The following is a 21634-nucleotide window of genomic DNA, read 5'->3' on the forward strand; positions in this document are numbered from 1 at the left end:
CGCTCATGGCTGTACGTTTTCGACCGTCACCCGGAGACGCGGAGCGGCCGCAGGGAGAGGACCGCGGCGATCTCGCCGAGGTGATCTCCCTGCGGTCCAAGCTGCCCCAGCGCGAGTGGGCGCAACCCCAGCGGGAGTGGGCGACCGCGGAGCAAGAGCCCGAGCCCGAGTCGGATTTCGACGGAGAGCGGGAGGATGCGTCGCCTTCCGCTCCCGTCGAACTGCACCCGATCCGATCGCTGCCGACTGCGGCTCCGACGGAGCAGCCCTCGGACCCTGCGCGAGAATCCGCGTCTGAGGGCCCGCAACGCACGACGCACGAGGACGCAGTGCGCGTGCTCGGACGCAAAGCTCGCTCGAGCGGGGAGCTCAGGCGTGATCTGGAGCGGCTCGGCCACGACCCGCACGAGGTCAGCGACGTGATCGACGAGTTCCGAGAGAGCCTGTACCTCGACGATGTCGGCCTGGCACGAATCGTCACCGAAAAGCTTCGCGACACGAAGGGCGCGAGTCGGGGTCAGATTCGCCGGAAGCTCCAGGAGCGCTTCTTCGACGACGCCGCGATCGAAGCGGCGCTCGCCGACCTCGACGAGGAACAGGAAGACGAGCTGCTCCGTACCGCGGCAGAAGACCGGGCCAGGCGCCTCACCGGCCTCGATCCGCAGACCGCTGAACGGCGACTCCTCGGATATCTCGCCAGACGCGGGTGGGGCGGCGAGCCGGCGAGACGTGCGGTCCGCGACGCGCTGCAGGGCCGCGGTCGCGGCGGGTCGGGCGTCCGGTTCCAGTGAGCCTGGCGAACTGACGCGACGGTAGAATCGACACCATGTGTCCCACTCCCGCTGACTCCACCGTGATCGACCCGTCGCCCGCCGCGCTGCGGGCCGACGGGTCGCCGCGCAGCTACTCGGTGCGCACCCTGGGCTGCCAGATGAACGTCCACGACTCGGAACGCCTGTCAGGGTCACTCGAAGCCGCCGGGTACACCGCGGCTGCGCCCGACGAGCAGGCCGACGTCGTCGTCATCAACACCTGCGCGGTCCGCGAGAACGCGGCAAACAAGCTCTACGGCAACCTCGGCCAGCTCGCCAAGGTCAAGCGAGAGCACGACGGATTCCAGATCGCCGTCGGCGGGTGTCTCGCGCAGAAGGACCAGGGTGCCATCGTCGAACAGGCGCCCTGGGTCGACGTGGTCTTCGGCACCCACAACATGGGGTCCTTGCCGGCACTGCTCGAACGAGCGCGGCACAACTCGGAAGCCCAGGTCGAGATCCTCGAATCGCTCGAAGTCTTCCCCTCGACGCTGCCGACGAAACGAGACTCGGCCTCCAGCGGCTGGGTCTCGATCTCGGTCGGATGCAACAACACCTGCACCTTCTGCATCGTGCCCGCGCTGCGCGGCAAGGAGAAGGACCGTCGCCCGGGTGACATCCTCGCGGAGGTGCAAGCGCTCGTCGATGACGGAGCGATCGAGATCACGCTGCTCGGGCAGAACGTGAACACCTACGGTGTCGAGTTCGGCGACCGTCAGGCATTCGGCAAGCTCCTGCGGGCGATGGGTGAGATCGAGGGGCTCGAGCGCGTGCGCTTCACCAGCCCGCACCCCGCGGCCTTCACCGACGACGTCATCGCTGCGATGGCGGAGACCCCCAACGTGATGCCGTCCCTGCACATGCCGCTGCAGTCGGGCTCCGACGCGATCCTCAAGGCGATGCGACGGTCGTACCGGTCGCGCCGGTTCCTCGGCATTCTCGATCGGGTGCGCGAGCAGATCCCGCACGCGGCGATCACGACCGACATCATCGTCGGATTCCCCGGCGAGACGGAAGAGGACTTCCAGGAGACCATGCGGGTCGTCGAGGCGTCCCGATTCTCGAGCGCCTTTACGTTCCAGTACTCCATCAGGCCGGGCACTCCCGCGGCCACCATGGACGATCAGGTCCCGAAGGAAGTCGTGCAGGAGCGGTTCGAACGTCTCACCGCACTTCAGGAGCGGATGTCGCTCTCGGAGAACGAGGCGCTGATCGGATCACTGCAGGAGGTGCTCGTCGCCGCGGGTGAAGGGCGGAAGAACGAGGCCACCCAGCGGTTCTCGGGTCGCGCCGAGGACAACCGGCTCGTGCACTTCGCGCTGCCCGACGGCAGCGAGCGGCCACGCCCCGGCGACGTGGTCACGGTCAGGATCACCGACGCTGCGCCGCACTTCCTCCTCGCCGACGACACCGCGGCGGTGCGGATCAGGCGCACGCGCGCCGGCGACGCGTGGGACCGCAGGCAAGCGGACAGCTGCGGAGTGCCGTCACCTGGTGTCTCCGCTGCACCTGGCGCCGTCAACCTCGGTCTGCCGACGCTTCGCATCCGATGACCGCGGGCGGTTCGTCGCGGCTGTGGGTCGTCGTCGGCGCGACGGGCACCGGCAAGTCGGGTCTCTCGCTGGACCTCGCCGAGCGAATCGGGGAGACGGGCCGCACCGCGGAGATCGTGAACGCCGATGCCATGCAGGTGTACCGCGGCATGGACATCGGCACCGCGAAAGTCCCCGTTGCCGAGCGACGCGGTATTCCCCATCATCTGTTCGACGTCCTCGAGCCCTCCGAGGAGTCGACCGTCGCGTGGTACCAGCCGACGGTGCGCGAGACGATCGCGCAGGTGTTCGCTCGCGGCGCCGATGCGATATTGGTCGGCGGATCCGGACTGTACGTTTCGAGCGCGATCTACGACTTCCGCTTCCCGCCGCGCGACCACGCGATCCGAGCTCGCTTTGAAGCCGAGCTCGAGGTCGTCGGCGTAGATGAATTGTTCTCGCGTCTCGAGCGCCTCGACCCCGCCGCCGCTGCGGTTGTGGACGGCCGGAACGGCCGCAGAGTCGTGCGTGCGCTCGAACTGCACGAGCTCGGTGAGTCGGCCCACGGCACGCTCCCTGAGACACCGGAGCTCTGGGCGCCCGACACTCGGATCGTCGGTGTGCACGCCGAGCGCGGTGCACTCGTGGAACGACTCGACCGCCGGGTGGAGGCCATGTGGGCGGACGGAATCGTCGCCGAGGTGCGCGAACTCATTCCGCGCGGCATCGGCGACGGCCCGACCGCGTCGCGGGCCATCGGGTACGCTCAGGCTCTCGCGCAGCTGAACGGTGAACTGTCGCAGGACGAGGCGATCTCTGAGACACAGCGGCTCACCCGGCGCTATGCCAGGCGACAAGTGAGCTGGTTCCGCCGGTACCCGGACGTCACCTGGCTCGATGCGCCTGACGTCGGGGCCATCGAGCGCACCTGAAGCTCAGCGGGTACCAGACTCTCTAGACTGGTGGGCATGGCATTGATCGAGTTCACCAAGGGTCACGGCACCGGCAACGACTTCGTGCTGGTGAGCGACCCCGAGGGGCGGCTCGACGTCTCGCCCGACCAGATCCGGTACCTCTGCGACCGGCACTTCGGTATCGGAGGGGACGGGTTCATTCGCGCCATCCGCTCATCGGCCCACCCCGAGGGCGATGACCGTGCAGAGTGGTTCATGGACTACTGGAACGCCGACGGGACGCCCGCCGAGATGTGCGGCAACGGGGTGCGCGTGTACGTGCACTTCCTCATCGCGGAGGGACTCATCTCGGTGGACCCCGGCGACTCCATCGCCATCGCCACGCGAGCCGGAATCAAGGACGTCCTCGTCGATGCGAACGAGTACACCGTCGATCTCGGCGGGTGGCGGCTCGCCGAGGAGCGCCTGGTCACCGTGCCGGGTCTCGACGTCGCGCGCCCCGGTCTCGGCATCGATCTCGGCAACCCGCACGTGGTCTGCGCGCTCGCGCACGACGGGGAGCTGGAAGCGCTCGAGCTGACCAGTGCGCCGCGTCTGGATCCGGTGCCCGCGAGCGGCGCCAACGTCGAGTTCGTGGTGCCGCGGGAACCGCTCGTGACCGATGGCATCGCTGAGGTACGGATGCGCGTGCACGAGCGCGGCGTCGGAGAGACGCTCTCGTGCGGCACGGGTACTGCGGCTGCCGCGCTGGCGTTCCGGCACTGGGGAGGACCAGGCATGCCGGACGACTGGCGCGTTGCGGTGCCGGGCGGCACGCTACTCGTGAGCATGTTCCCCGTCGGCGACATCGAGCACGTATCCCTCTCCGGGCCCGCGGAGCTGGTGTACCGCGGTTCGATCGACCTCCCGTAGGGGATCGGCCGCGGGGGCGGCGCTTACTCGCGGGTGACGCGGAGCACGTGGAATCCCCGATCCCGATGCGCCCGCTCCACCGCGAGCGTCGGGAACTCCCGCGCGATCCACTTCGCGAGCGACTCGGCACCGAGATGCTTGGCGACCACGAGCGAGGCGGATCCGCCGTCCGCGAGGCGGGGCAGCCACTGACGCAGGATCACGTGGAGTGCCTCTTTGCCGACTCGAATCGGCGGATTTGATCGGATCTCGGCGAACTCGAGGTCGGCGGGAACGGCGTCGGGCTCCACCACGTGGACGTTGACCGCGCCCAGGCGCGCGGCGTTCTGCTCGCAGAGCTCGCGGGAGCGCGCATTGACGTCGATCGCCCAGATCTGACGGTCGGGGTGGGCGAGTGCCGCGCTCACCGCGATCGGCCCCCACCCGCAGCCGATGTCGAGGATCGCGGAGGCCTGGTCCGGTTCCGGGGACGCGCTCCGATCAGGGGTGGCGCCGGCTCCCGACGGTTCCTCGACCTCGTCGAGCCACCGCAGGAGAACTTCGGTGCCTCGGTCGATGCCGTCCGGGCTGAAGACGCCGCCAGCGGTGACCACCGTTCGCGCGGAGCCGGCGAGGTCGACCTCCACCTCCCGCGGACGATAGTCGCCTGCCGGGGTCGCAGAGAAGTAGTGCTGGGTCTCATCGCTCACTGCTCCAGTATTCCAGGCCGCTCGCACCCTGCGCTGTGGGCGAACTCGCGACACGCGCGGGCGCGGGGCACCTAGACTGGCCTCAGATGAGTAGACCAGAAGATCAGCAGCCGACCGACGACCCGATCGAGCGGATCCTCGCGCGCGCATCGCAGCGACGGGACGCCACCGTGATGCGCGACTGGAGCGAGGGTGCGCAGGCGCTCGGCGACGCCGAGCACGACCAGCTCGCCGAAGACCTCGATGCGATTCGCATGGAGCGCGAGCAGCGGGCGTCGCTGCGGCGCGTGCCGAGCCTGTCGACCGAACTCGAAGACGTGTCGGAGGTCGAGAACCGCGAACTGCGGCTCGAGAACGTGGTGCTGATCGGCGTGTATTCGCAGGGCAGCGTCGACGATGCGGAGAACTCGCTGCGCGAACTCGCGGCGCTGGCCGAGACGGCTGGAGCACGCGTGATCGACGGCTTGCTGCAGCGCCGGGCGAATCCCGACCCGGCCACCTACCTCGGCAAGGGCAAAGCCCAGGAGCTCGCCGAGCTCGTCGCCGCCGAGGGAGCCGATACGGTGATCGCCGACACCGAGCTCGCACCGAGCCAGCGGCGTGCGCTGGAGGACGTCGTGAAAGTGAAGGTGATCGACCGCACCGCAGTGATCCTCGACATCTTCAGTCAGCACGCGAAGAGTCGAGAGGGCAAGGCCCAGGTCGAACTCGCGCAGCTCGAGTACCTGCTGCCGCGTCTGCGCGGCTGGGGTGAATCGATGTCCCGTCAGGCCGGTGGCCAGGTCGGTTCCGCTGGAGCGGGAATGGGGTCAAGGGGCCCGGGTGAGACGAAGATCGAATTGGACCGCCGCCGGATCCACTCGCGCATGGCGAAGCTCCGCAAGCAGATCGCGGGGTTCGCGCCGTCACGCGCGACGAATCGCGCGAACCGGAAGCGCGGCGAGGTGCCGTCGGTCGCGATCGCCGGGTACACCAACGCAGGCAAGTCGTCGCTCGTGAACCGCTTGACGGGGGTGCAGGAGCTCGTGCAGAACCAGCTCTTCGCGACGCTCGATACCGCTGTGCGGCACGCGGAGACCGATGATGGCAGGCAGTTCACGTATGCCGACACTGTCGGGTTCGTGCGCAACCTGCCCCACCAGCTGGTGGAGGCGTTCCGGTCGACGTTCGAGGAGGTCGCGGAGGCTGACGTGATTCTGCACGTCGTCGACGGCTCCCACCCGGATCCTGAGGCTCAGCTCCGCACGGTCAGGGAGGTGATCGCCGAGGTCGACGGCCAGGCGATCCCCGAGCTGGTCGTCTTCAACAAGGCCGACCTGGTCGACGAGTCCACGCGGATGGTGCTTCACGGCCTCGCTCCCGACGCCGTGTTCGTCTCGGCGCGCACGGGCGAGGGGATCGAGGAGCTGCGGCAGCGCCTGTTCGCCGCGCTGCCCGTGCCCGACACGCTCGTGACCGCTGTGATCCCCTACGAGCGCGGTGAGCTCGTCGCCGAACTGCACGAGCGGAACCGGGTGCTCGAGACCGAGTACGAAGAGGGCGGCACCCGGGTGAGCGCCTTCGTGTCGCGAGAAATGCTCGCGAAGCTCGAACCCTTCCTCGCAGCCTGAGTCACTCGTCCGGCGCCGCCGGTCGAGTGGCCTCGCGAGGCAGAGCATTAACCCCGCCGGGGAGGCTGCGCAGGCGGAGACCGAACTCTTCGGCCGCCGCGGTCTCCCACTCGGCGACGACGCTCCCGCTGCGCTTGCCCGATGCGCAGTAGACGATGATCTCGCCGGAACGGTGTGTCTCGTCGGAGCTCTGTGTCTGGTCGAATCCTCCGTTGAGCGCACGGGCCGCCCGGCCGAGAAGCGCGCGGAACGCTTCTGGCGAGATCTCCGAGAGCGGCATGTGGAGTCCTGGCACCCGGAGATCGGCGATGAGCTTCTCGTGCGCCTCGCGGACGTCGAGAGCGACGGCGCGCCCCGCGTCGAGGAGTGCGAGCGCTGCGTCGGCTTCCCGGCGGTCGGCGTCACCGGTGTTGGCGGCGCCGGTACCGCCTGGGGAACGGCATACCGAGGGGCCGTAATCGTCGCGCAGCTCCAGCACCGGCGAGCGGTCGGGGTCGTGCGAGACGGAGAACTTCCGGGTCTCCGCCGCGAGAGCGTCGTAGCTGAGCAGCGTGCCGACGAGCGACGTGCCGATTCCGGACAGGTGCTTTACCGCCTCCGTCGCCATGAGGCCTGCCACGACGGCCGTGGTCACCCCGAGTACACCGGCGGTGGCGCAGTCTGGCACGGAGTCGGCGGCCGGCTGATCCGGGAAGAGGTCGCGCAGCCCGGCGCCGCCCTCCGGCGATCCAGGGCCGCTCCACCAGAGCGCCACGTCGCCGCGGTACCTGAGCACGGTGCCCCAGACGAGCGGGGTGCCGGTCAGCTCGGCAGCGTCGGCCACGAGGTACTTGGTCGCGAACGTATCGGACCCATCGAGTACGAGGTCGGCCGCTGCCACCAGCTCGACGGCGTTGTCGGAGGTGAGCCGTGTGCGCAGCGGCGTGACGGTGATCCCGGGCTGGAGACGCTGAAGCCGTTCGGCGGCGACCTCGACCTTCGGACGCCCCTCGTCGTCCGCGCCGAAGAGAATCTGCCGGTGGATGTTGCTGAGATCCACGTCGTCGTCGTCGATCACGGTGATGCGCCCGACGCCGACGGCCGCCAGCGACTGCATGGCCGGGCAGCCGAGCCCTCCCGCGCCGATGACGAGCACGTGGGCTTCGGCGAGTCGTTCCTGCTGGGGCAGCCCGAACCCGGGGAGGGCGAGTTGCCTGGCGATGCGTCTGAGCTCCCGTTCGTCCAGCGCTGCGGGCGGGCGGGTCACAGGACCTGCTCCGCCCAGCTCGCGAGACCATCGAAGGTGGACGACGCGACGGCGTGCTCCCGTTTCGGGATGCGGCCGGCCTGCCGGGCGAGAGCGCCGGCCTCGACGGCGTGACGCATCGCCTGCGCCATCACCACGGGGTCCTGGCACCGGTTGACGGCGCTCGCCAGCAGCACGCCGGAGCATCCGAGCTCCATCGCGAGCGCGGCGTCCGAGGCGGTGCCGACGCCGGCGTCGAGCAGCACGGGCACCGTGGCGCGATTGCAGATCAGCTCGATGTTGTGCGGGTTCAGGATCCCGAGGCCAGTGCCGATGGGGGAGCCGAGCGGCATGACGGCCGCCACACCCGAGTCCTCGAGTCGCGCGGCGACCACGGGGTCATCGGACGTGTAGGCGAGCACCGTGAACCCCTCCGCGACGAGCAGCTCGCAGGCATCGAGGAGCTCCGCGGTGTCGGGGAGCAGAGTGCGCTCGTCGGCGATGACCTCGACCTTCACCCAGTCGGTGCCGAGGGCTTCTCGGGCGAGCTTCGCCGTAATGACGGCGTCGCGGGCGGTGCGGCACCCTGCGGTGTTGGGGAGCGGGGCGATCCCGAGTCGCTCCAGCAGCGCGAACACCGACTCTCCCTGTGCCTCGGAGTCGCCGCTGTGGCGCCGCATGGAGACCGTCGTGAGTTCGGTGCGGCTCGCGACGAGGGCTTCCTCCAGCAGCGCGTGCGACGTCGCCCCTCCCGTGCCCATGACGAGCCGTGAGTCGAAGGTGCGGTCGGCGATGGTCAGCACGCCGTCACCCGCCCTGCACCGCGGTGAGCACGTCGACGGCGTCGCCGTCGGACAGTGCGCGATCCCAGGCGGACCGCGGCACCACGTCGCCGTTCAGAGCGACAGCGACGCCCTGGGTCGCCGAGGTCAGGCCGGCGACGAGCTCGGCGATGCTGATCGCCTCGGCTTCGTGCGGATCGCCGTTCACGGTGTAGTGCATGCGTCGGTTCCTCTCGAGTCGTGCTGGTGGGGGTCGGGAGCCTGCTGGGTGCCGGAGGGCGCCGAGCGCTCGGCGTGCCTCCAGGGGTCGCAGGCCGAGATATCGAGGTCGGCGACGGTGCCGGATCCGGATACCGCGTCGGACACCACGCGTCCGCCGAGCGCGGCCAGGAGGACACCGTGCCTGAAATAGCCGGTCGAGACGACGAGGTTCGACCCCGCTCGGCCGAGGTACGGCAGGTCGTCGGGAGTACCCGGACGGACACCGACCGTCGCCTCGAGCAGTTCGCACTCCTCGAGTCCGGGGACCACGCGAATCCCGTCGCGAAGCAGGTCGTAAAGCGAACCCGCTCGGGGGAGCCGCCCGTCGTCCTCGCGGCTGGTCGCCCCGAGAACGACGGTGCGGTCGTCGCGGGGGATGAGGTACACCGGCCGATCCTCGACGAACGCGCGGATCACCCGGGTCGTGAGTGGACGCAGTCGCTCGGGGACCCGCAGCGTCATGATGTCTCCGGCGACCGGCCTGAGGCGGAGCGGGTGCGCGCCGCGGTACCACCCAGTCACGTCGGCGGCACCCATCCCATTCGCGAGCACGACGGTCGCCCCAGAGGCATCGATGGCCCCCGACTCGCAACGGATCGACCGGCAGGGGTCGCCGCCGTCGAGGCTGACGGCCCGCTCGCGAATGAACTCGGTCCCGCGGCGTTCGAGGGCGTCGATGAGCGCGGCGGCGAAGCGTCGCGGTGCGAGCTGATGGTCTCCTGCGATCGAGACTGCGGCGGCGAGGCCGGGTGCGAGGGCGCCCTCCAGACGACGTGCCTCGCGCACGGTCAGGCGATCCACCGTCATCCCGTGCGCGCGCTGGTAGTCGGCGAGTCTCCGGAGATGGTCGGCATCCGCGCGATCCGCCGCGACCACGAGCGTCCCGTCGTCGCGGTATCCGGTCGGTAGCGGTGTCGCCGCCCCGACTCGCTGCACGACGTCGGCGGAGAGGGCAGCCGAGCGCAGCATCAGCGGGAAGAGGGCCTCCTGCCGGTACTGCACCTCGGCGATCGGCGCGAGCATGCCGCCCGCGTGGTGCGTCGCACCCGACGCCGGAGCGGGATCGATGAGCGAGACGGGAATGCCGAGCTCTGAGAGTTCGAAGCACGCCACGAGGCCGACAATGCCTCCGCCGATCACGATGGCGCGATCCGTCGTGCCGATGCCGCTCATCGTCCGGACTCGAACCCGCGGATCACCGACCTGGCCAGTCCCTCCGGATCGCGTGCCCCCATGAACTCCCGCGAGATCGCGACTCCGGTGACGCCGGTGCGCGCGAGATCGGCAGCGTCCTCAGCGGTGACATCTCCGATGGCGATCACCGGGACCGGGGATTCGGCCACCAGCGACGGGTAACCGGCGAGCCCGAGCGGCGGGCGTCCCGAGTCCTTCGTCGGGGTCGGGCGGAACGGGCCGGCACCGATGTAGTCCACGAGGTCGGCAACGTCGTGGATGGCGTGGACGAGGTCCCACGTGCCCGTCGTCACGCCGATGATCGCCGAGCTGCCGAGGAGCGCGCGAGCGTCGCGCACCGTCACATCGTCCTGCCCGATGTGCACCCCGTGTACCGGAACGCCGCGCAGCGCCAGCGCCGCCGCGACATCGACGCGGTCGTCGACCAGCACTCTCGTACCGGATGCAACTGCGGCGACCGCCTCGGCCACGTGCGTCGTGAGCTCGGTGAGCGCGCGGGCGGAGATCGGTTTCGAGCGGACCTGCACCACGCCGGCACCTCCCGCGGCTGCGGCGCGGGCCACCTCGACGGTACGACGATGGTCATCGCCGCCGGTGACCACGTGGCAACGGAAATCGGGGATCATGCTGGGACTCGCTTCCTCCGCTGGTGCTGACCAGATCAGGTTCGACGGTCCCGCGCGGCCGAAGCGCGATCTCAGCCCGATGCCTCGGGCACCCGTGGGGTACTGCCACCCACCCTAACGCGTCGTGGGGCGGGGCGCTACGGATGAGCCCCGCCCCACGACGCACGCAGGTCTCAGACCGCCTGCGGGAACGCGTCAGCCGCCTTGTCGGCGAGGTGCTGCAGGTTCTCGGGAACAGGACGGTTCTGAACCGCCATCGTCTGCGCCCAGAGCCGACCCGCACGATACGACGAGCGGACGAGCGGCCCGGCGAGCACTCCGGCGAAACCGATCGCGTCCGCATCGGCCTTGAGCTCGACGAATTCCTCTGGGCGGACCCAGCGATGCACTGGTCGGTGCAGTTTCGACGGGCGCAGGTACTGGGTGAGCGTGAGGATGTCGCACCCGGAATCGAACAGTTCCTGCATCGTGTCGTGCACCTCCGCGCGCTCCTCGCCCATGCCGAGAATCAGGTTCGACTTCGTGATCATCCCCGCCTCACGTGCCTGCCGGATGACGTCGAGCGACCGCTGATACCGGAACCCAGGGCGGATGCTGCGGAAGAGGCGGGGAACGGTCTCGAGGTTGTGCGCGAACACTTCGGGCTTCGCGTCGAATACCTGCTGCAAATCGGACGGACGCCCACCCAGGTCGTCCGCGAGTACCTCGACCCCGGAGCCCGGGTTCAACTCGTGAATCTGGCGGATGGTCTCGGCGTACAACCAGGCTCCGGTATCCGGCAGATCATCTCGCGTCACGCCCGTGATCGTCGCGTAGCGCAGGCCCATGGTGCGCACCGACTCGGCGACGCGACGCGGCTCGTCGGTGTCGAGGGGGAGCGGTTTGCCCGAGGTGATCTGGCAGAAGTCGCAGCGCCGCGTGCAGATCGACCCGCCGATGAGGAATGTCGCCTCGCGGTCCTCCCAGCACTCGTAGATGTTCGGGCATCCTGCCTCCTGGCAGACCGTGTGGAGACCCTCGCGCTGCACGAGACCTCGCACGTCGGTGTACTCAGGACCGGTTTTGGCTCGCGTCTTGATCCACTCGGGCTTGCGCTCGATGGGAGTCTCGGCGTTTCTGGCCTCGATGCGCAGGAGTGTACGCCCGTTCGCGGTGGGTCGTCCCTCCTGGTCAGGCGAGGGGGCGGAAGCGGCGGGGGGTTGCCCGCCTCCGCATCCTCCGGTCGCGACGACCAGTTCGGGTTCACGCGGCGCGACCTTCAGCGCCTTTTCGGCTCTAGTCTGCTCGGCGAGCACCTCGGAGAGAGGGGCGCCGATGTTGCGCGCGCTCATGCGGCGAGCTCCTCGAGTGCGGCGACCAGACGCGGAGTGATGACCGGCACCACATCCGCAGGGGTGATCGCCGTTCCCGCGAGGGTGCTCAGCGTGGCCGCGCCGGCGTCGGTGATGCCGCACGGTACGAAACCGCCGAACGGTTCGAGCGAGTTGCTGCAGTTCAGGGCGAAACCGTGGGTAATGACGTGCGCCCGTGCACGGAGACCGATCTGCGCGTACTTCGCCTCGGCGGCTCCCGCCTGAGCCCACACCCCGGTGCGACCGGCGACCCGGTACCCGGTGACCCCGAACTCGGCGGAGACGTCGATGATGACCTGCTCGAGCGCGCGGACCACGTCGACGACGCCCCGGTTCGGGCTGAGCTTGATGATGGGATACCCGACGAGCTGGCCTGGCCCGTGCCAGGTGACGAGGCCCCCTCGATCAACGGGTACGACCGGAGTGCCATCGGTGGGGTACTCCTCCGGACGCGCGCGCCGCCCTGCCGTGTACACGTGCTCGTGTTCGAGCAGGATCAGGGTGCCGTCGTCCTCCCCGGCGACAACGCGATCCGCCGCCGTGCGTTGCAGCTGGAGGCCATCGGCGTAGGGGACGAAATCGGGGTCGAGTCCGGCGACATCAACGGCCACCGACGATTGAGCGATCATGCTCCCAGATTAGTTGAACCGCGTGCAAAAAGGCCAATCCCGCAAAAAACCGCCCGGTGCCGACGGGGTCGTCAGCGCCGGGCGGCAAGGTTTCGGCCCTCAGAGGGAGCGGAAGACCGCGACGACTTTGCCGAGCACGTCGGCGAAGTCGCCGAGGATGGGCTCGAAGGCGCTGTTGCGCGGCAGCAGCCAGGTGTGCCCATCGCGGCGGCGGAGCACCTTCACGGTCGCCTCTCCATCCAGGAGGGCCGCTACGATATCGCCGTTCTCGGCGTCGTTCTGCTGACGGATCACCACGTAGTCGCCGTCGCAGATCGCGGCGTCGATCATGGAGTCACCGACCACACGGAGCATGAAGAGCTGCCCCTCGCCCACGAGGTGCCGAGGCACCGGCATGACCTCGTCCACCTGCTGCTCCGCGGTGATCGGAATGCCTGCCGCGATCTGCCCGACCAGCGGTACATACGCGGCCTCTTCCGGGGTCGCGCTCGAGGGAGTGGGGTCGCTCATGCTCGGGAGTTCGATGAGGATCTCGAGCGCGCGCGGCCGATTCGGGTCGCGCCTGAGGTATCCGAGCAGCTCCAGTCGCGTGAGCTGGTGGGTCACGCTCGACAGGGAGGCAAGCCCTACCGCATCACCGATCTCGCGCATGCTCGGCGGGTAACCGCGCGATGCCACCGACTGACCAATGAACTCGAGGATCGCCTGCTGCTTCTCGGTGAGCGGCTTGGCGGATTTCGATGGCTTCGAGGGGCTCACGGTGGGTCCTTTCCCGGGGCGGCGACGCGAATGTCAGAGGTGCGTGGTTGAGTGCTGCTCGTGATCCCGAGTGTAGGTGAAGTGTTCGAGTGGAACAAACATCCATTCGAGTGTGTCGCGGATTTCGCCGCGGAATATTCGAACACTTGACTTGATCTTCGAAAAAGGGGTATATATATTCGAAAGAAGCGTTCGGTTCGATGAGAACACTCGAACGTTTCATCCGAAAGGAGAGAGCAATGACCGCCATCGCAGCATTCGATCAGGCACGAGACGACGCTCAGGGCGCCATCACGGGTGAAGCAACGCACCTCCGCTTGACGCACCGGGGCCGAGTCGTGTTCGGCACCCTCGGCACGCTCCTGGCTGCAGGCCTCCTCGCACTCCTCGCTTCGCTGGGTGCGACCTCGGCGTCCGCGTCGGCCGAGCAGAGCGAGCAGTCGTTCAGCACCGTCGTCGCGGCACCGGGCGATTCGCTCTGGGCTATTGCAGAGTCCCTGGACCCGCAGGGTGACCCTCGTGACCTGGTCGCCGAACTGGTCACCCTGAACGGTATGGACGGGTCGAGCGTGCAGGCGGGGGAGAGCATCGCGGTCCCGCTCCGCTTCTCAGATGCGCCGGGCGTGATCCCGGCTCCTTAGTCCTCGCGTTCATCGGAGTCGAATGCGTGCCCCGCGTAGACTGGTCGCGTGACCAGTCTGAGCGACCTTCCTCTCCGTGACAATCTCGTCGGCAAGCTGCCGTACGGCGCTCCTCAGGACCCCGTGCCGGTCAGTCTCAACGTCAACGAGAACACGCATCCCATCCCCGAAGAGGTCGTCGAAGACGTCGTGGCTGAGCTGTCACGGGCGGTACGGGGAGTCAATCGATACCCCGACCGAGACTTCGGTGAACTCCGCGCGGCGCTCGCGGGGTACCTCGGACACGGTCTCAGCGCTGATCAGATCTGGGCGGCGAACGGCTCGAACGAGGTGCTGCAGCAGATTCTGCAGGCGTTCGGCGGTCCGGGTCGACGGCTGCTGAGCTTCACCCCGACCTATTCGATGTACCCCCTGCTGGCAGCCGGGACCGATACGGAGTGGGTGCCGGTTCCGCGACCCGACGATTACGTGCTCCGGCCGGATTTCGTGGCCCGGACGCTCGCCGAGCAGCGCCCCGATGTCGCGATCATCTGCGGACCGAACAATCCCACGGGCACGTCGCTCGATCTCGAGGTCGTGGAGGCCGCTGCGGACGCGTTCGACGGCATCCTGATCGTGGACGAGGCGTACCACGAGTTCGACGCCGAGCATGAGAGCGCCCTTCGGCTGCTCCCCGGTCGCCCGCGGCTACTCGTCTCGCGCACCATGAGCAAGGCCTTCGCCTTCGCCGGTGTGCGCTTGGGATACCTCGCTGCGGACCCCGCTGTGGTGGATGCACTGCGCCTCGTGCGCCTGCCGTACCACCTGTCGGCGCTCACGCAGGCCGCGGCGATCGCGGCGGTCCGGCATGCCGACCGCATGCTCGCGACCGTCGACGACATCCGCGGTCAGCGGGACCGGCTCTCGGACGCGCTGACGAAGATGGGGTACACGGTGCACCCTTCGGGCTCCAACTTCCTGCTGGTGGGGGGCTTCGCGAATCCCGGAGCGACGTTCGACGCGCTACGACGTCAGGGGATCCTGATCCGTGAACTCGGCATCCCCGGCCACCTGCGGATGACGGCGGGTACCGAAAGCGAGACGTCGACGCTCATCTCGGCGATCTCCGACCTCGGGCCAGGCGGCGCGCCCTCGGAGTGAGCCTGACGCGCGATAGGATCACTGTATGACCGAAACCGCGCGCACCGCCCGTCTCGAGCGTCAGACGAGCGAGTCTCAGATCAGTGTCGAGGTGAACCTCGACGGCACCGGGACTCACGACATCGAGACGGGAGTCCCGTTCTTCGATCACATGCTCACGGCGTTCGCGCGGCACGCATTGATCGACCTGACCGTGCGCGCAGCCGGCGATGTTCACATCGACGTGCATCACACCGTCGAAGACACCGGGATCCTGCTGGGAGCCGCCCTCCTGGAGGCGCTCGGCGATAAGCGCGGGATCACCCGGTACGGCGACGCTCTCGTGCCGCTCGACGAGGCACTGGCCCAGGCCGTGGTCGACATTTCGGGTCGCCCGTACCTCGTGCACTCCGGTGAGCCGACAGGGTTCGAGTATCACCTCATCGGCGGGCACTTCACGGGATCGATGGTCCGGCACTTCTTCGAAGCGCTCGTGTTGAATGCGCGGCTGACAGTGCACGTCAGACTCGTCGAGGGGCGCGATCCTCACCACATCGCTGAGGCGGAGTTCAAGGCGTTCGCGCGGGCTCTGCGCCAGGCGAAGTCCTTCGATCCGCTCGAGACGGGTATCCCCTCGACGAAGGGTGCGCTGTGACCGCACCTGCACCGACGGTTGCGGTACTCGACTACGGCTCGGGCAATGTGCACTCTGCCGTCAAGGCGCTCGTGCGCGCCGGGGCGGACGCGAGTCTCACGCGAGATCCTGAGACGGTTCTCACCGCCGACGGGCTCCTGGTGCCGGGTGTCGGGGCGTTCGACGCCGTCATCCGCGCGCTCCGTGCGGTCGGCGGCGATCGCCTGATCGCCGAGCGGCTCTCCGAGGGGAGGCCGGTGCTCGGCATCTGCGTCGGCGAGCAGGTGATGTTCGCGCGCGGCATCGAGCGCGGCGTCGAGAGTGACGGGCTCGGGTACTGGCCGGGTACGGTGCGGGAACTGCGCGCGCCCGTGCTGCCCCACATGGGCTGGAGCCCCGTCGACCCGCCTGCGGAATCGCGCCTGTTCCGCGGCGTGGAGCGAGAGCGCTTCTACTTCGTGCACAGTAATGCCGCCCCGGAGTGGGCGGTGGATTCAGGTCCATCGGCAGCTCCCCGGATCACCTGGGCCGAGCACGGCGAAAGATTCGTGGCCGCCGTCGAGGACGGCCCGCTCTCCGCGACACAGTTCCACCCCGAGAAGTCCGGGGCGGCGGGTATTCGGTTGCTCGGCAACTGGATCGAGTCGCTCCGTACCACCCCCTCAGAAAGCGAGTAATCCGTGACGGCGTTCACCGAACAGCCCCGACTGACCCTCCTTCCCGCGATCGACATCGTGGACGGTGCCGCTGTGCGGCTCGTGCAGGGCGAGGCGGGGAGCGAGACCGACTACGGCAGCCCGCTCGACGCTGCTCTCCAGTGGATCGACCAGGGCGCCGAGTGGATCCATCTCGTCGATCTGGACGCCGCGTTCGGGCGGGGCAGCAACGCCGGTGTCATTCGGAAGGTGCTGGCCCACGCGAAGCACGTGCGCATCGAGCTCTCGGGTGGTATTCGCGACGATGCCAGTCTCGACGCGGCGCTGGAGCACGGTGCGGCCCGCGTCAACCTCGGCACGGCCGCACTCGAGGATCCGGAGTGGACGGCAGCAGTGATCGCTCGCTACGGGGAGCGCATCGCGGTGGGCCTCGACGTGCGGGGCGACACTCTCGCGGCACGCGGGTGGACTGAGGACAGCGGCAACCTCTGGGAGGTGCTGGATCGCCTCGAGGAGGCGGCCTGCCCGCGCTATGTGGTCACCGATGTGACTCGCGACGGCATGATGCAGGGCCCGAATCTCGACCTTCTGCGCCGCGTGTCGGAGCGGACCGATCGCCCCGTCGTCGCCTCCGGTGGCATCTCGAGTCTCGACGATCTCGCGGCGCTCCGCGAGCTGGTCCCGCTCGGCGTGGAGGGCGCCATCGTGGGCAAGGCACTGTACTCGGGCGCCTTCACCCTCGGGGCAGCGCTCGACGTGGCGGGGCGGGCCGAGTAGGCCGTCATGGCGATCAAGCGCCTGCCGTCGACGGGTGACGCCCCCCGATCCACCGGTGTTCCCGACAGCTTGGTCTCCGGCGGGGCGACTGATTCCGCCGGGTTTCCCTGGGCTGGACGCAGCTTCGACCACCACGAGACCGCATTCGCGGACGACGACGGGGCGACCCCCGAGATCTTCAGGGACGCGATCGATGCACTGCGCGCCGCGGCCTCGAGCCTGAGGGGCGCCACGAGCGCCGAGGGGCAGCGTACGGCGCTCGGCGAACTCGCCGCCGCACACGCTGACGCTCTGGTCACGCTCTCCCGGTGCCGAGTACTCGTGCCGCTTGTCGCGGAGGCGGGGGACATCGGTGAGACCGAGGGCGGGCGCACCGTCGAGAAGACGCAGGAGCTCTCCATCGTCACGGTCCTCGGGCCTGACGGGAGACGAGTCATGCCGGTGTTCAGTTCCGTCGAGGCCCTGCGCACGTGGAACAGCGACGCCAGGCCGATCCCAGTGGCCGCGCCGCAGGCCGCCCTCGCGGCGGCACAGGACGATCACGCGCTCATCATCGTCGATCCGGGTACTGCCGAGCGCGAGTTCGGCGTCCGGCGGACGGCACTGCAAGCCCTCGCCGAGGGCGGAGTCGCGCAACCGGCGTGGGCTGATCCGGATGTCGAGCGAGCGTTCGCCTCCGGGATCGCGGGGGATCCTCGCGTGAGCTACACCGCGATCGTTCCCGGGGACCCCGAGGCACGATTGCTGGCGCCGGAAGTCGATGTCGTGCTTGGGCTCGTGCCAGGTCTCGACCGAGAGTCGTTGCGGGCGGTCGTGCAGGCGGCGAGCAGCGTGTGGTCGGCCGATCCGGTGATCACCGAGCGCGTCGACTCCCTCAGGGTCGTGCCGACGGGCTCGGCGAGCTGAGCCCTAGTTGACGGGTCCGGTGTACTTCTCCCCGGGGCCCTGACCCGGCGCGTCGGGGAACTGGGAGGCCTCGCGGAACGCGAGCTGCACCGATCGCAGGCCATCGCGCAGGCTTCGCGCGTGCATGTCGCTCACCTCGGGCGCACCCGCCGTGATGAGACCTGCGAGGGCATTGATGAGCTTACGTGCCTCATCGAGATCGATCTGGCTCTCGGGATCGTCGGCGAGGCCCACCTTGACCGCGGCCGCGCTGAGGAGGTGCACGGCGGCGGTGGTGATGACCTCGACCGCGGCGACGTCAGCGATGTCGCGTGTGGCGTCCGCCGCGGGGTCGGTGGCGGACGTGTCGGGTACGGTCTCGTCGTTCATGGCATCCTGTCTGTGGCTGTGCTAAACTTCTGCTGGTTCTCGGTGTTTTGCCGAGAAAACGGAAGTGGAGATTCTCCCACCCGGCACCGCACATAACAGGTTACCGGGTCGTTGACACCCCGCCGCGCATCGCGCGGCAGCAGAAGGGTGTGAGAGTGCGCGTCGCTCTTGATCTCCGTGACCGTGGTCCGCATCGGACCCAGTACACGAGATCAGAGGAGCAAGCGATCAGCGATCCCCGCACGAATGACAGAATCCGCGTCCCCGAGGTGCGACTGGTTGGTCCCAGTGGCGAGCAGGTCGGCGTGGTGCCGATCGAGACTGCTCTGCGCCTGGCAGCGGACGCCGATCTCGATCTCGTCGAGGTTGCCCCGAACTCGAAGCCGCCCGTGGCGAAGATCATGGACTACGGCAAGTTCAAGTACGAGGCCGCCCAGAAGGCGAAGGAGGCCCGTCGCAATCAGGCCAACACCGTCCTCAAGGAGGTCCGGTTCCGCCTGAAGATCGACAAGCACGACTACGAGACCAAGACCAAGCGCGCCATCGGCTTCCTGTCGCAGGGCGACAAGGTGAAGTCGATGATCCTCTTCCGCGGTCGTGAGCAGTCGCGCCCCGAGCAGGGCGTACGTCTGCTGCAGCAGTTCGCAGAGGACATCGCGGAGTACGGCACCGTCGAGTCCGCTCCGCGTATTGACGGCCGCAACATGGTGATGGTCATCGCCCCGGTGAAGAACAAGTCCGAGGCTAAAGCGGAGCAGAACGCTCGCCGCGCCGAGGAGAAGGCGGACCGCAAGGCCCAGAAGGCCGGCGAGTCGAGCGAGACCGGCGAGGCCGCCGCGTCCGCCGAATAGAGACTTCGGTGCCCAGCGCGCCGTAGCACCCGTGGTCGCCCAGGCGACGCACAACACGAATCAAGGAGAAATCGATGCCCAAGCAGAAGACCCACTCGGGGGCCAAGAAGCGGTTCAAGGTCACCGGCTCCGGCAAGCTGATGAAGCAGCAGGCCGGTATGCGCCACAACCTCGAGGTCAAGGCCTCGAAGCGGAAGCGCCGCCTGAACGCCGAGCAGGTGCTCTCGAAGGGCGACGCTCAGCAGGCCAAGCGGATGCTCGGCCTCTAACCGGCACCCGAACCCAGACTTTTTCGTAAGGAAGACAGAACATGGCAAGAGTCAAGCGGGCAGTCAACGCCCACAAGAAGCGTCGCGTAATCCTCGAGCGCGCTGAGGGCTACCGCGGACAGCGTTCGCGCCTCTACCGGAAGGCGAAGGAGCAGGTCACCCACTCGCTCGTCTACTCGTACAACGATCGTCGCAAGCGCAAGGGCGATTTCCGTCGTCTGTGGATCCAGCGCATCAACGCGGGCGCGCGCGCCAACGGCCTGACCTACAACCGCTTCATCCAGGGCCTCGGCCTGGCAGGCATCGAGGTCGACCGTCGCATGCTCGCCGAGCTCGCCGTGAACGAGCCCGCAACGTTCGCGACCCTCGTCGCGACCGCGAAGCAGGCCCTTCCCGAGGACACCTCGGCTCCGAAGGCCGCGTAAGCGTCGTTCTCTCCGCCGGAACCCCGTCGCCCTGTGGGCGGCGGGGTTCCGCGTTTTCCCGCCCGATGCGGTCCACGTAGGATGGGGCGGTGAGCGACGTCATTCTCAGTAACCGTCAGTCCGGCCGGGTCAAGCGCGCTGCGGCCCTCGTGCGGAAGAAGGACCGCCGGGCGCAGGGGCGGTTCCTCGTGGAGGGGCCTCAGGCGGTGCGCGAGGCGCTCGTGCACGCGCCGCAGCTCGTCGAGGTCGTCTACGCGACCGACGAAGCGCAGCCCTGGCAGCTGGAGCTCGACCGTCTTGCCGACCGAGAGGGCGTCGAACTCGTCCGCGCGACAGCGGACGTCGTGGCCGCGATGACCGAGACGGTCACACCGCAGGGTGTCGTCGCGGTCGTCGCCGATTGCCGGGTACCGGTCGCTGAGGCCTGTGCCGGGGGGCGTCTGGTGGCGATTCTCCACGAGGTACGCGATCCCGGGAATGCCGGCGCCGTGTTGCGAGCGGCGGACGCCGCTGGTGCGGACGCCGTGGTGTTCGCCGGCGACAGCGTGGATCCACTGCACCCCAAGGTCGTGCGGTCGACTACCGGCTCGCTGTTCCACCTGCCAGTCGCGTCAGCACCCGCACTGGAGGATGCCGTGCTGGCTGCGCGGGAAGCCGGTCTCGCCGTCGTGGCGGCGGACGTCGGTGGTGCGGAGCTCGCTGCGTCCCGCGAGGAGCAGGGGCTTGCCGAGGCCACAGCGTGGGTCTTCGGCAATGAGGCTCGGGGCCTGTCGGCGAAAGCGCTCGCGCACGTGGACCGTTCTGTACGCCTTCCGATCTTCGGCCGCGCCGAGTCGCTCAACCTGGCAACCGCCGCGAGCGTTCTCCTCTACGAATCCGCCTTCGCTCAGCGCTCACGCTGAAGGGCGGGCGTCGCCCTCGCCCCGGGGCGAGGAACACGCCGGACAGCGCGGTCCGGGCGCGCCCGTCGCCCCGGGTGCCGGGGCCGGCTCAGCTGTCTTCTGAGGGGCCGTCGGGCGTACGGTCCTCGGGCCGCTTCCGGTTCTTCATCACGACGACGATCACCGCACCGATCGCCGCGAGCGCCCCGAGACCGATGATCGCGGGGAGCACGTATCCGGCGCCGTCCGCCGACGCATCGCGCGCGGCGTCATCGTTCTCTTCGGCGGTGGTGCCGTTGTCGCTTCCGGCGGGCTCGGAGGGGTCGAATGGGCGGAAGCCGGGATCCTCAGACGCGGGGTTCTCGAGGTCGAAGACGAATGCGCCCTCGATGGGGTGGCCGTCGCTCGAGACGACACGCCAGACGACCCGGTACTCACCGGGTTCGAGGTCGTCCGCGACGGGCTGATCAACGTCGCGCCCGCTGTGCTGAGGCTCGCCATCCGTGACATCAGCGCCGTCCGGGTCGGTGACGGCGATCTCGGTGCCGTTGGTGAGGATCTCGTCGCTGAAGCTGAGTTGGACCGCGGCGACGGAGTCGACGTCGTCGAGCACGAGCCGCTGTCCGACGAGCTCGTCGTGGGCGAGTGCTGGCGTGGCGATGCCGCCGACTGCCACAGCGGCCGCGAGCGCCGTAGCGGAAGCGAGTCGCAGGCCGGTGCGTCGTCCGGTGCGGGGAGTAGAGGGGGAGTGACCGCGTGCGGCCGTGTGATCGTGGAGTTCCGGAGTGAGCATGGGGGTCCGTTTCGTC

At 68.8% G+C, this 21634-nt stretch carries 26 protein-coding genes and 1 riboswitch; of the genes, 15 read left to right on the forward strand and 11 right to left on the reverse strand.

Annotated elements, in window-relative coordinates; translation table 11 throughout:
• Window positions 1–5: 5 nt before the first annotated feature.
• The 4 genes from K8P10_RS05475 to dapF are packed head-to-tail and all read left to right on the forward strand — an operon-like array spanning window position 6 to window position 4170.
• Complete coding sequence (locus K8P10_RS05475) at window positions 6–791, forward strand: regulatory protein RecX (protein ID WP_224780797.1); 786 nt, start codon at window positions 6–8, stop codon at window positions 789–791.
• 35 nt (window positions 792–826) lie between these two features.
• Entirely contained in the window at window positions 827–2365 is a 1539-nt protein-coding gene (gene miaB / locus K8P10_RS05480; protein WP_224780798.1) for a tRNA (N6-isopentenyl adenosine(37)-C2)-methylthiotransferase MiaB, read from the forward strand.
• Complete coding sequence (gene miaA / locus K8P10_RS05485) at window positions 2362–3276, forward strand: tRNA (adenosine(37)-N6)-dimethylallyltransferase MiaA (protein WP_224780799.1); 915 nt, start codon at window positions 2362–2364, stop codon at window positions 3274–3276. Before miaB ends, miaA begins: the two co-directional genes overlap by 4 nt.
• 36 nt (window positions 3277–3312) lie before the next feature.
• On the forward strand, window positions 3313–4170 hold the full coding sequence (gene dapF / locus K8P10_RS05490) for a diaminopimelate epimerase (RefSeq protein WP_224780800.1): 858 nt from the start codon (window positions 3313–3315) through the stop codon (window positions 4168–4170).
• Between the two features lie 23 nt (window positions 4171–4193).
• On the opposite strand, the gene K8P10_RS05495 is transcribed toward dapF, so the two are convergent.
• On the reverse strand, window positions 4194–4859 hold the full coding sequence (locus tag K8P10_RS05495) for a class I SAM-dependent methyltransferase (protein WP_224780801.1): 666 nt from the start codon (window positions 4857–4859) through the stop codon (window positions 4194–4196).
• Between the two features lie 86 nt (window positions 4860–4945).
• On the opposite strand from K8P10_RS05495, the gene hflX reads away from it, so the two are divergent.
• Window positions 4946–6469, forward strand: coding sequence for a GTPase HflX (gene hflX, locus K8P10_RS05500; protein WP_224780802.1), 1524 nt, complete (start codon window positions 4946–4948; stop codon window positions 6467–6469).
• 1 nt (window position 6470) lies between these two features.
• Here hflX and K8P10_RS05505 read toward each other — a convergent pair whose 3' ends face one another.
• The 8 genes from K8P10_RS05505 to lexA form a co-directional block, all read right to left on the reverse strand.
• Complete coding sequence (locus tag K8P10_RS05505; protein WP_224780803.1) at window positions 6471–7715, reverse strand: ThiF family adenylyltransferase; 1245 nt, start codon at window positions 7713–7715, stop codon at window positions 6471–6473.
• On the reverse strand, window positions 7712–8497 hold the full coding sequence (locus tag K8P10_RS05510; RefSeq protein ID WP_370631973.1) for a thiazole synthase: 786 nt from the start codon (window positions 8495–8497) through the stop codon (window positions 7712–7714). The genes K8P10_RS05505 and K8P10_RS05510 overlap by 4 nt, the downstream gene beginning before the upstream one ends.
• Window positions 8498–8501: 4 nt before the next feature.
• Entirely contained in the window at window positions 8502–8696 is a 195-nt protein-coding gene (gene thiS / locus K8P10_RS05515; RefSeq protein ID WP_224780804.1) for a sulfur carrier protein ThiS, read from the reverse strand.
• The gene (gene thiO / locus K8P10_RS05520; RefSeq protein ID WP_224780805.1) at window positions 8681–9910 is read right to left on the reverse strand and encodes a glycine oxidase ThiO; all 1230 of its coding nucleotides are present in this window, start codon (window positions 9908–9910) and stop codon (window positions 8681–8683) included. Before thiO ends, thiS begins: the two co-directional genes overlap by 16 nt.
• Window positions 9907–10557 (reverse strand): thiamine phosphate synthase, encoded by a 651-nt coding sequence (locus K8P10_RS05525; protein WP_224780806.1) that lies wholly within the window; start codon window positions 10555–10557, stop codon window positions 9907–9909. The genes thiO and K8P10_RS05525 overlap by 4 nt, the downstream gene beginning before the upstream one ends.
• Window positions 10552–10663: riboswitch (TPP riboswitch) on the reverse strand. It overlaps the preceding gene by 6 nt.
• Window positions 10664–10730: 67 nt before the next feature.
• Window positions 10731–11888, reverse strand: a complete 1158-nt coding sequence (lipA, locus tag K8P10_RS05530) for a lipoyl synthase (protein WP_224780807.1) — start codon at window positions 11886–11888, stop codon at window positions 10731–10733.
• On the reverse strand, window positions 11885–12538 hold the full coding sequence (gene lipB, locus K8P10_RS05535; protein WP_224780808.1) for a lipoyl(octanoyl) transferase LipB: 654 nt from the start codon (window positions 12536–12538) through the stop codon (window positions 11885–11887). Before lipB ends, lipA begins: the two co-directional genes overlap by 4 nt.
• 99 nt (window positions 12539–12637) lie before the next feature.
• Entirely contained in the window at window positions 12638–13297 is a 660-nt protein-coding gene (lexA, locus tag K8P10_RS05540) for a transcriptional repressor LexA (RefSeq protein ID WP_224780809.1), read from the reverse strand.
• A gap of 239 nt (window positions 13298–13536) precedes the next feature.
• Here lexA and K8P10_RS05545 point away from each other — a divergent pair, with 239 nt between their 5' ends.
• Genes K8P10_RS05545 through K8P10_RS05570 form a run of 6 tightly spaced genes read left to right on the forward strand, consistent with a single transcriptional unit; the run spans window position 13537 to window position 18030 of the window.
• Entirely contained in the window at window positions 13537–13938 is a 402-nt protein-coding gene (locus tag K8P10_RS05545; RefSeq protein WP_224780810.1) for a LysM peptidoglycan-binding domain-containing protein, read from the forward strand.
• Between the two features lie 48 nt (window positions 13939–13986).
• A complete protein-coding gene (locus K8P10_RS05550) occupies window positions 13987–15078 on the forward strand; it encodes a histidinol-phosphate transaminase (RefSeq protein ID WP_224780811.1) in 1092 nt (363 codons plus the stop codon).
• Window positions 15079–15103: 25 nt separating this feature from the next.
• Entirely contained in the window at window positions 15104–15712 is a 609-nt protein-coding gene (gene hisB / locus K8P10_RS05555; RefSeq protein WP_224780812.1) for an imidazoleglycerol-phosphate dehydratase HisB, read from the forward strand.
• The gene (hisH, locus tag K8P10_RS05560; RefSeq protein WP_224780813.1) at window positions 15709–16368 is read left to right on the forward strand and encodes an imidazole glycerol phosphate synthase subunit HisH; all 660 of its coding nucleotides are present in this window, start codon (window positions 15709–15711) and stop codon (window positions 16366–16368) included. The genes hisB and hisH overlap by 4 nt, the downstream gene beginning before the upstream one ends.
• 3 nt (window positions 16369–16371) lie before the next feature.
• Complete coding sequence (gene priA, locus K8P10_RS05565; RefSeq protein WP_224780814.1) at window positions 16372–17124, forward strand: bifunctional 1-(5-phosphoribosyl)-5-((5-phosphoribosylamino)methylideneamino)imidazole-4-carboxamide isomerase/phosphoribosylanthranilate isomerase PriA; 753 nt, start codon at window positions 16372–16374, stop codon at window positions 17122–17124.
• Window positions 17125–17130: 6 nt separating this feature from the next.
• Window positions 17131–18030, forward strand: coding sequence for an SseB family protein (locus tag K8P10_RS05570; protein WP_224780815.1), 900 nt, complete (start codon window positions 17131–17133; stop codon window positions 18028–18030).
• Window positions 18031–18033: 3 nt separating this feature from the next.
• Here K8P10_RS05570 and K8P10_RS05575 read toward each other — a convergent pair whose 3' ends face one another.
• Complete coding sequence (locus tag K8P10_RS05575) at window positions 18034–18399, reverse strand: DUF1844 domain-containing protein (RefSeq protein WP_224780816.1); 366 nt, start codon at window positions 18397–18399, stop codon at window positions 18034–18036.
• A 227-nt stretch (window positions 18400–18626) separates the two neighbouring features.
• Between K8P10_RS05575 and infC the strand changes: the two genes are divergently transcribed.
• The 4 genes from infC to K8P10_RS05595 all read left to right on the forward strand — a co-directional run bounded on the left by infC (window position 18627) and on the right by K8P10_RS05595 (window position 20846).
• Window positions 18627–19250, forward strand: coding sequence for a translation initiation factor IF-3 (gene infC, locus K8P10_RS05580; protein WP_224781220.1), 624 nt, complete (start codon window positions 18627–18629; stop codon window positions 19248–19250).
• Window positions 19251–19324: 74 nt separating this feature from the next.
• Complete coding sequence (gene rpmI / locus K8P10_RS05585) at window positions 19325–19519, forward strand: 50S ribosomal protein L35 (protein WP_224780817.1); 195 nt, start codon at window positions 19325–19327, stop codon at window positions 19517–19519.
• A 41-nt stretch (window positions 19520–19560) separates the two neighbouring features.
• Window positions 19561–19944 carry a 50S ribosomal protein L20 gene (rplT, locus tag K8P10_RS05590; RefSeq protein ID WP_224780818.1) on the forward strand — a complete coding sequence of 128 codons (384 nt, stop codon included), beginning with the start codon at window positions 19561–19563 and terminating at the stop codon, window positions 19942–19944.
• Between the two features lie 89 nt (window positions 19945–20033).
• Window positions 20034–20846: an RNA methyltransferase gene (locus K8P10_RS05595; RefSeq protein ID WP_224780819.1), complete on the forward strand. Its 813-nt coding sequence runs from the start codon at window positions 20034–20036 to the stop codon at window positions 20844–20846.
• 88 nt (window positions 20847–20934) lie between these two features.
• On the opposite strand, the gene K8P10_RS05600 is transcribed toward K8P10_RS05595, so the two are convergent.
• Entirely contained in the window at window positions 20935–21618 is a 684-nt protein-coding gene (locus K8P10_RS05600) for a copper resistance CopC family protein (RefSeq protein WP_224780820.1), read from the reverse strand.
• Window positions 21619–21634: the final 16 nt, after the last annotated feature.

This window comes from Leucobacter sp. Psy1 (assembly GCF_020096995.1).
GTDB lineage: Bacteria > Actinomycetota > Actinomycetes > Actinomycetales > Microbacteriaceae > Leucobacter.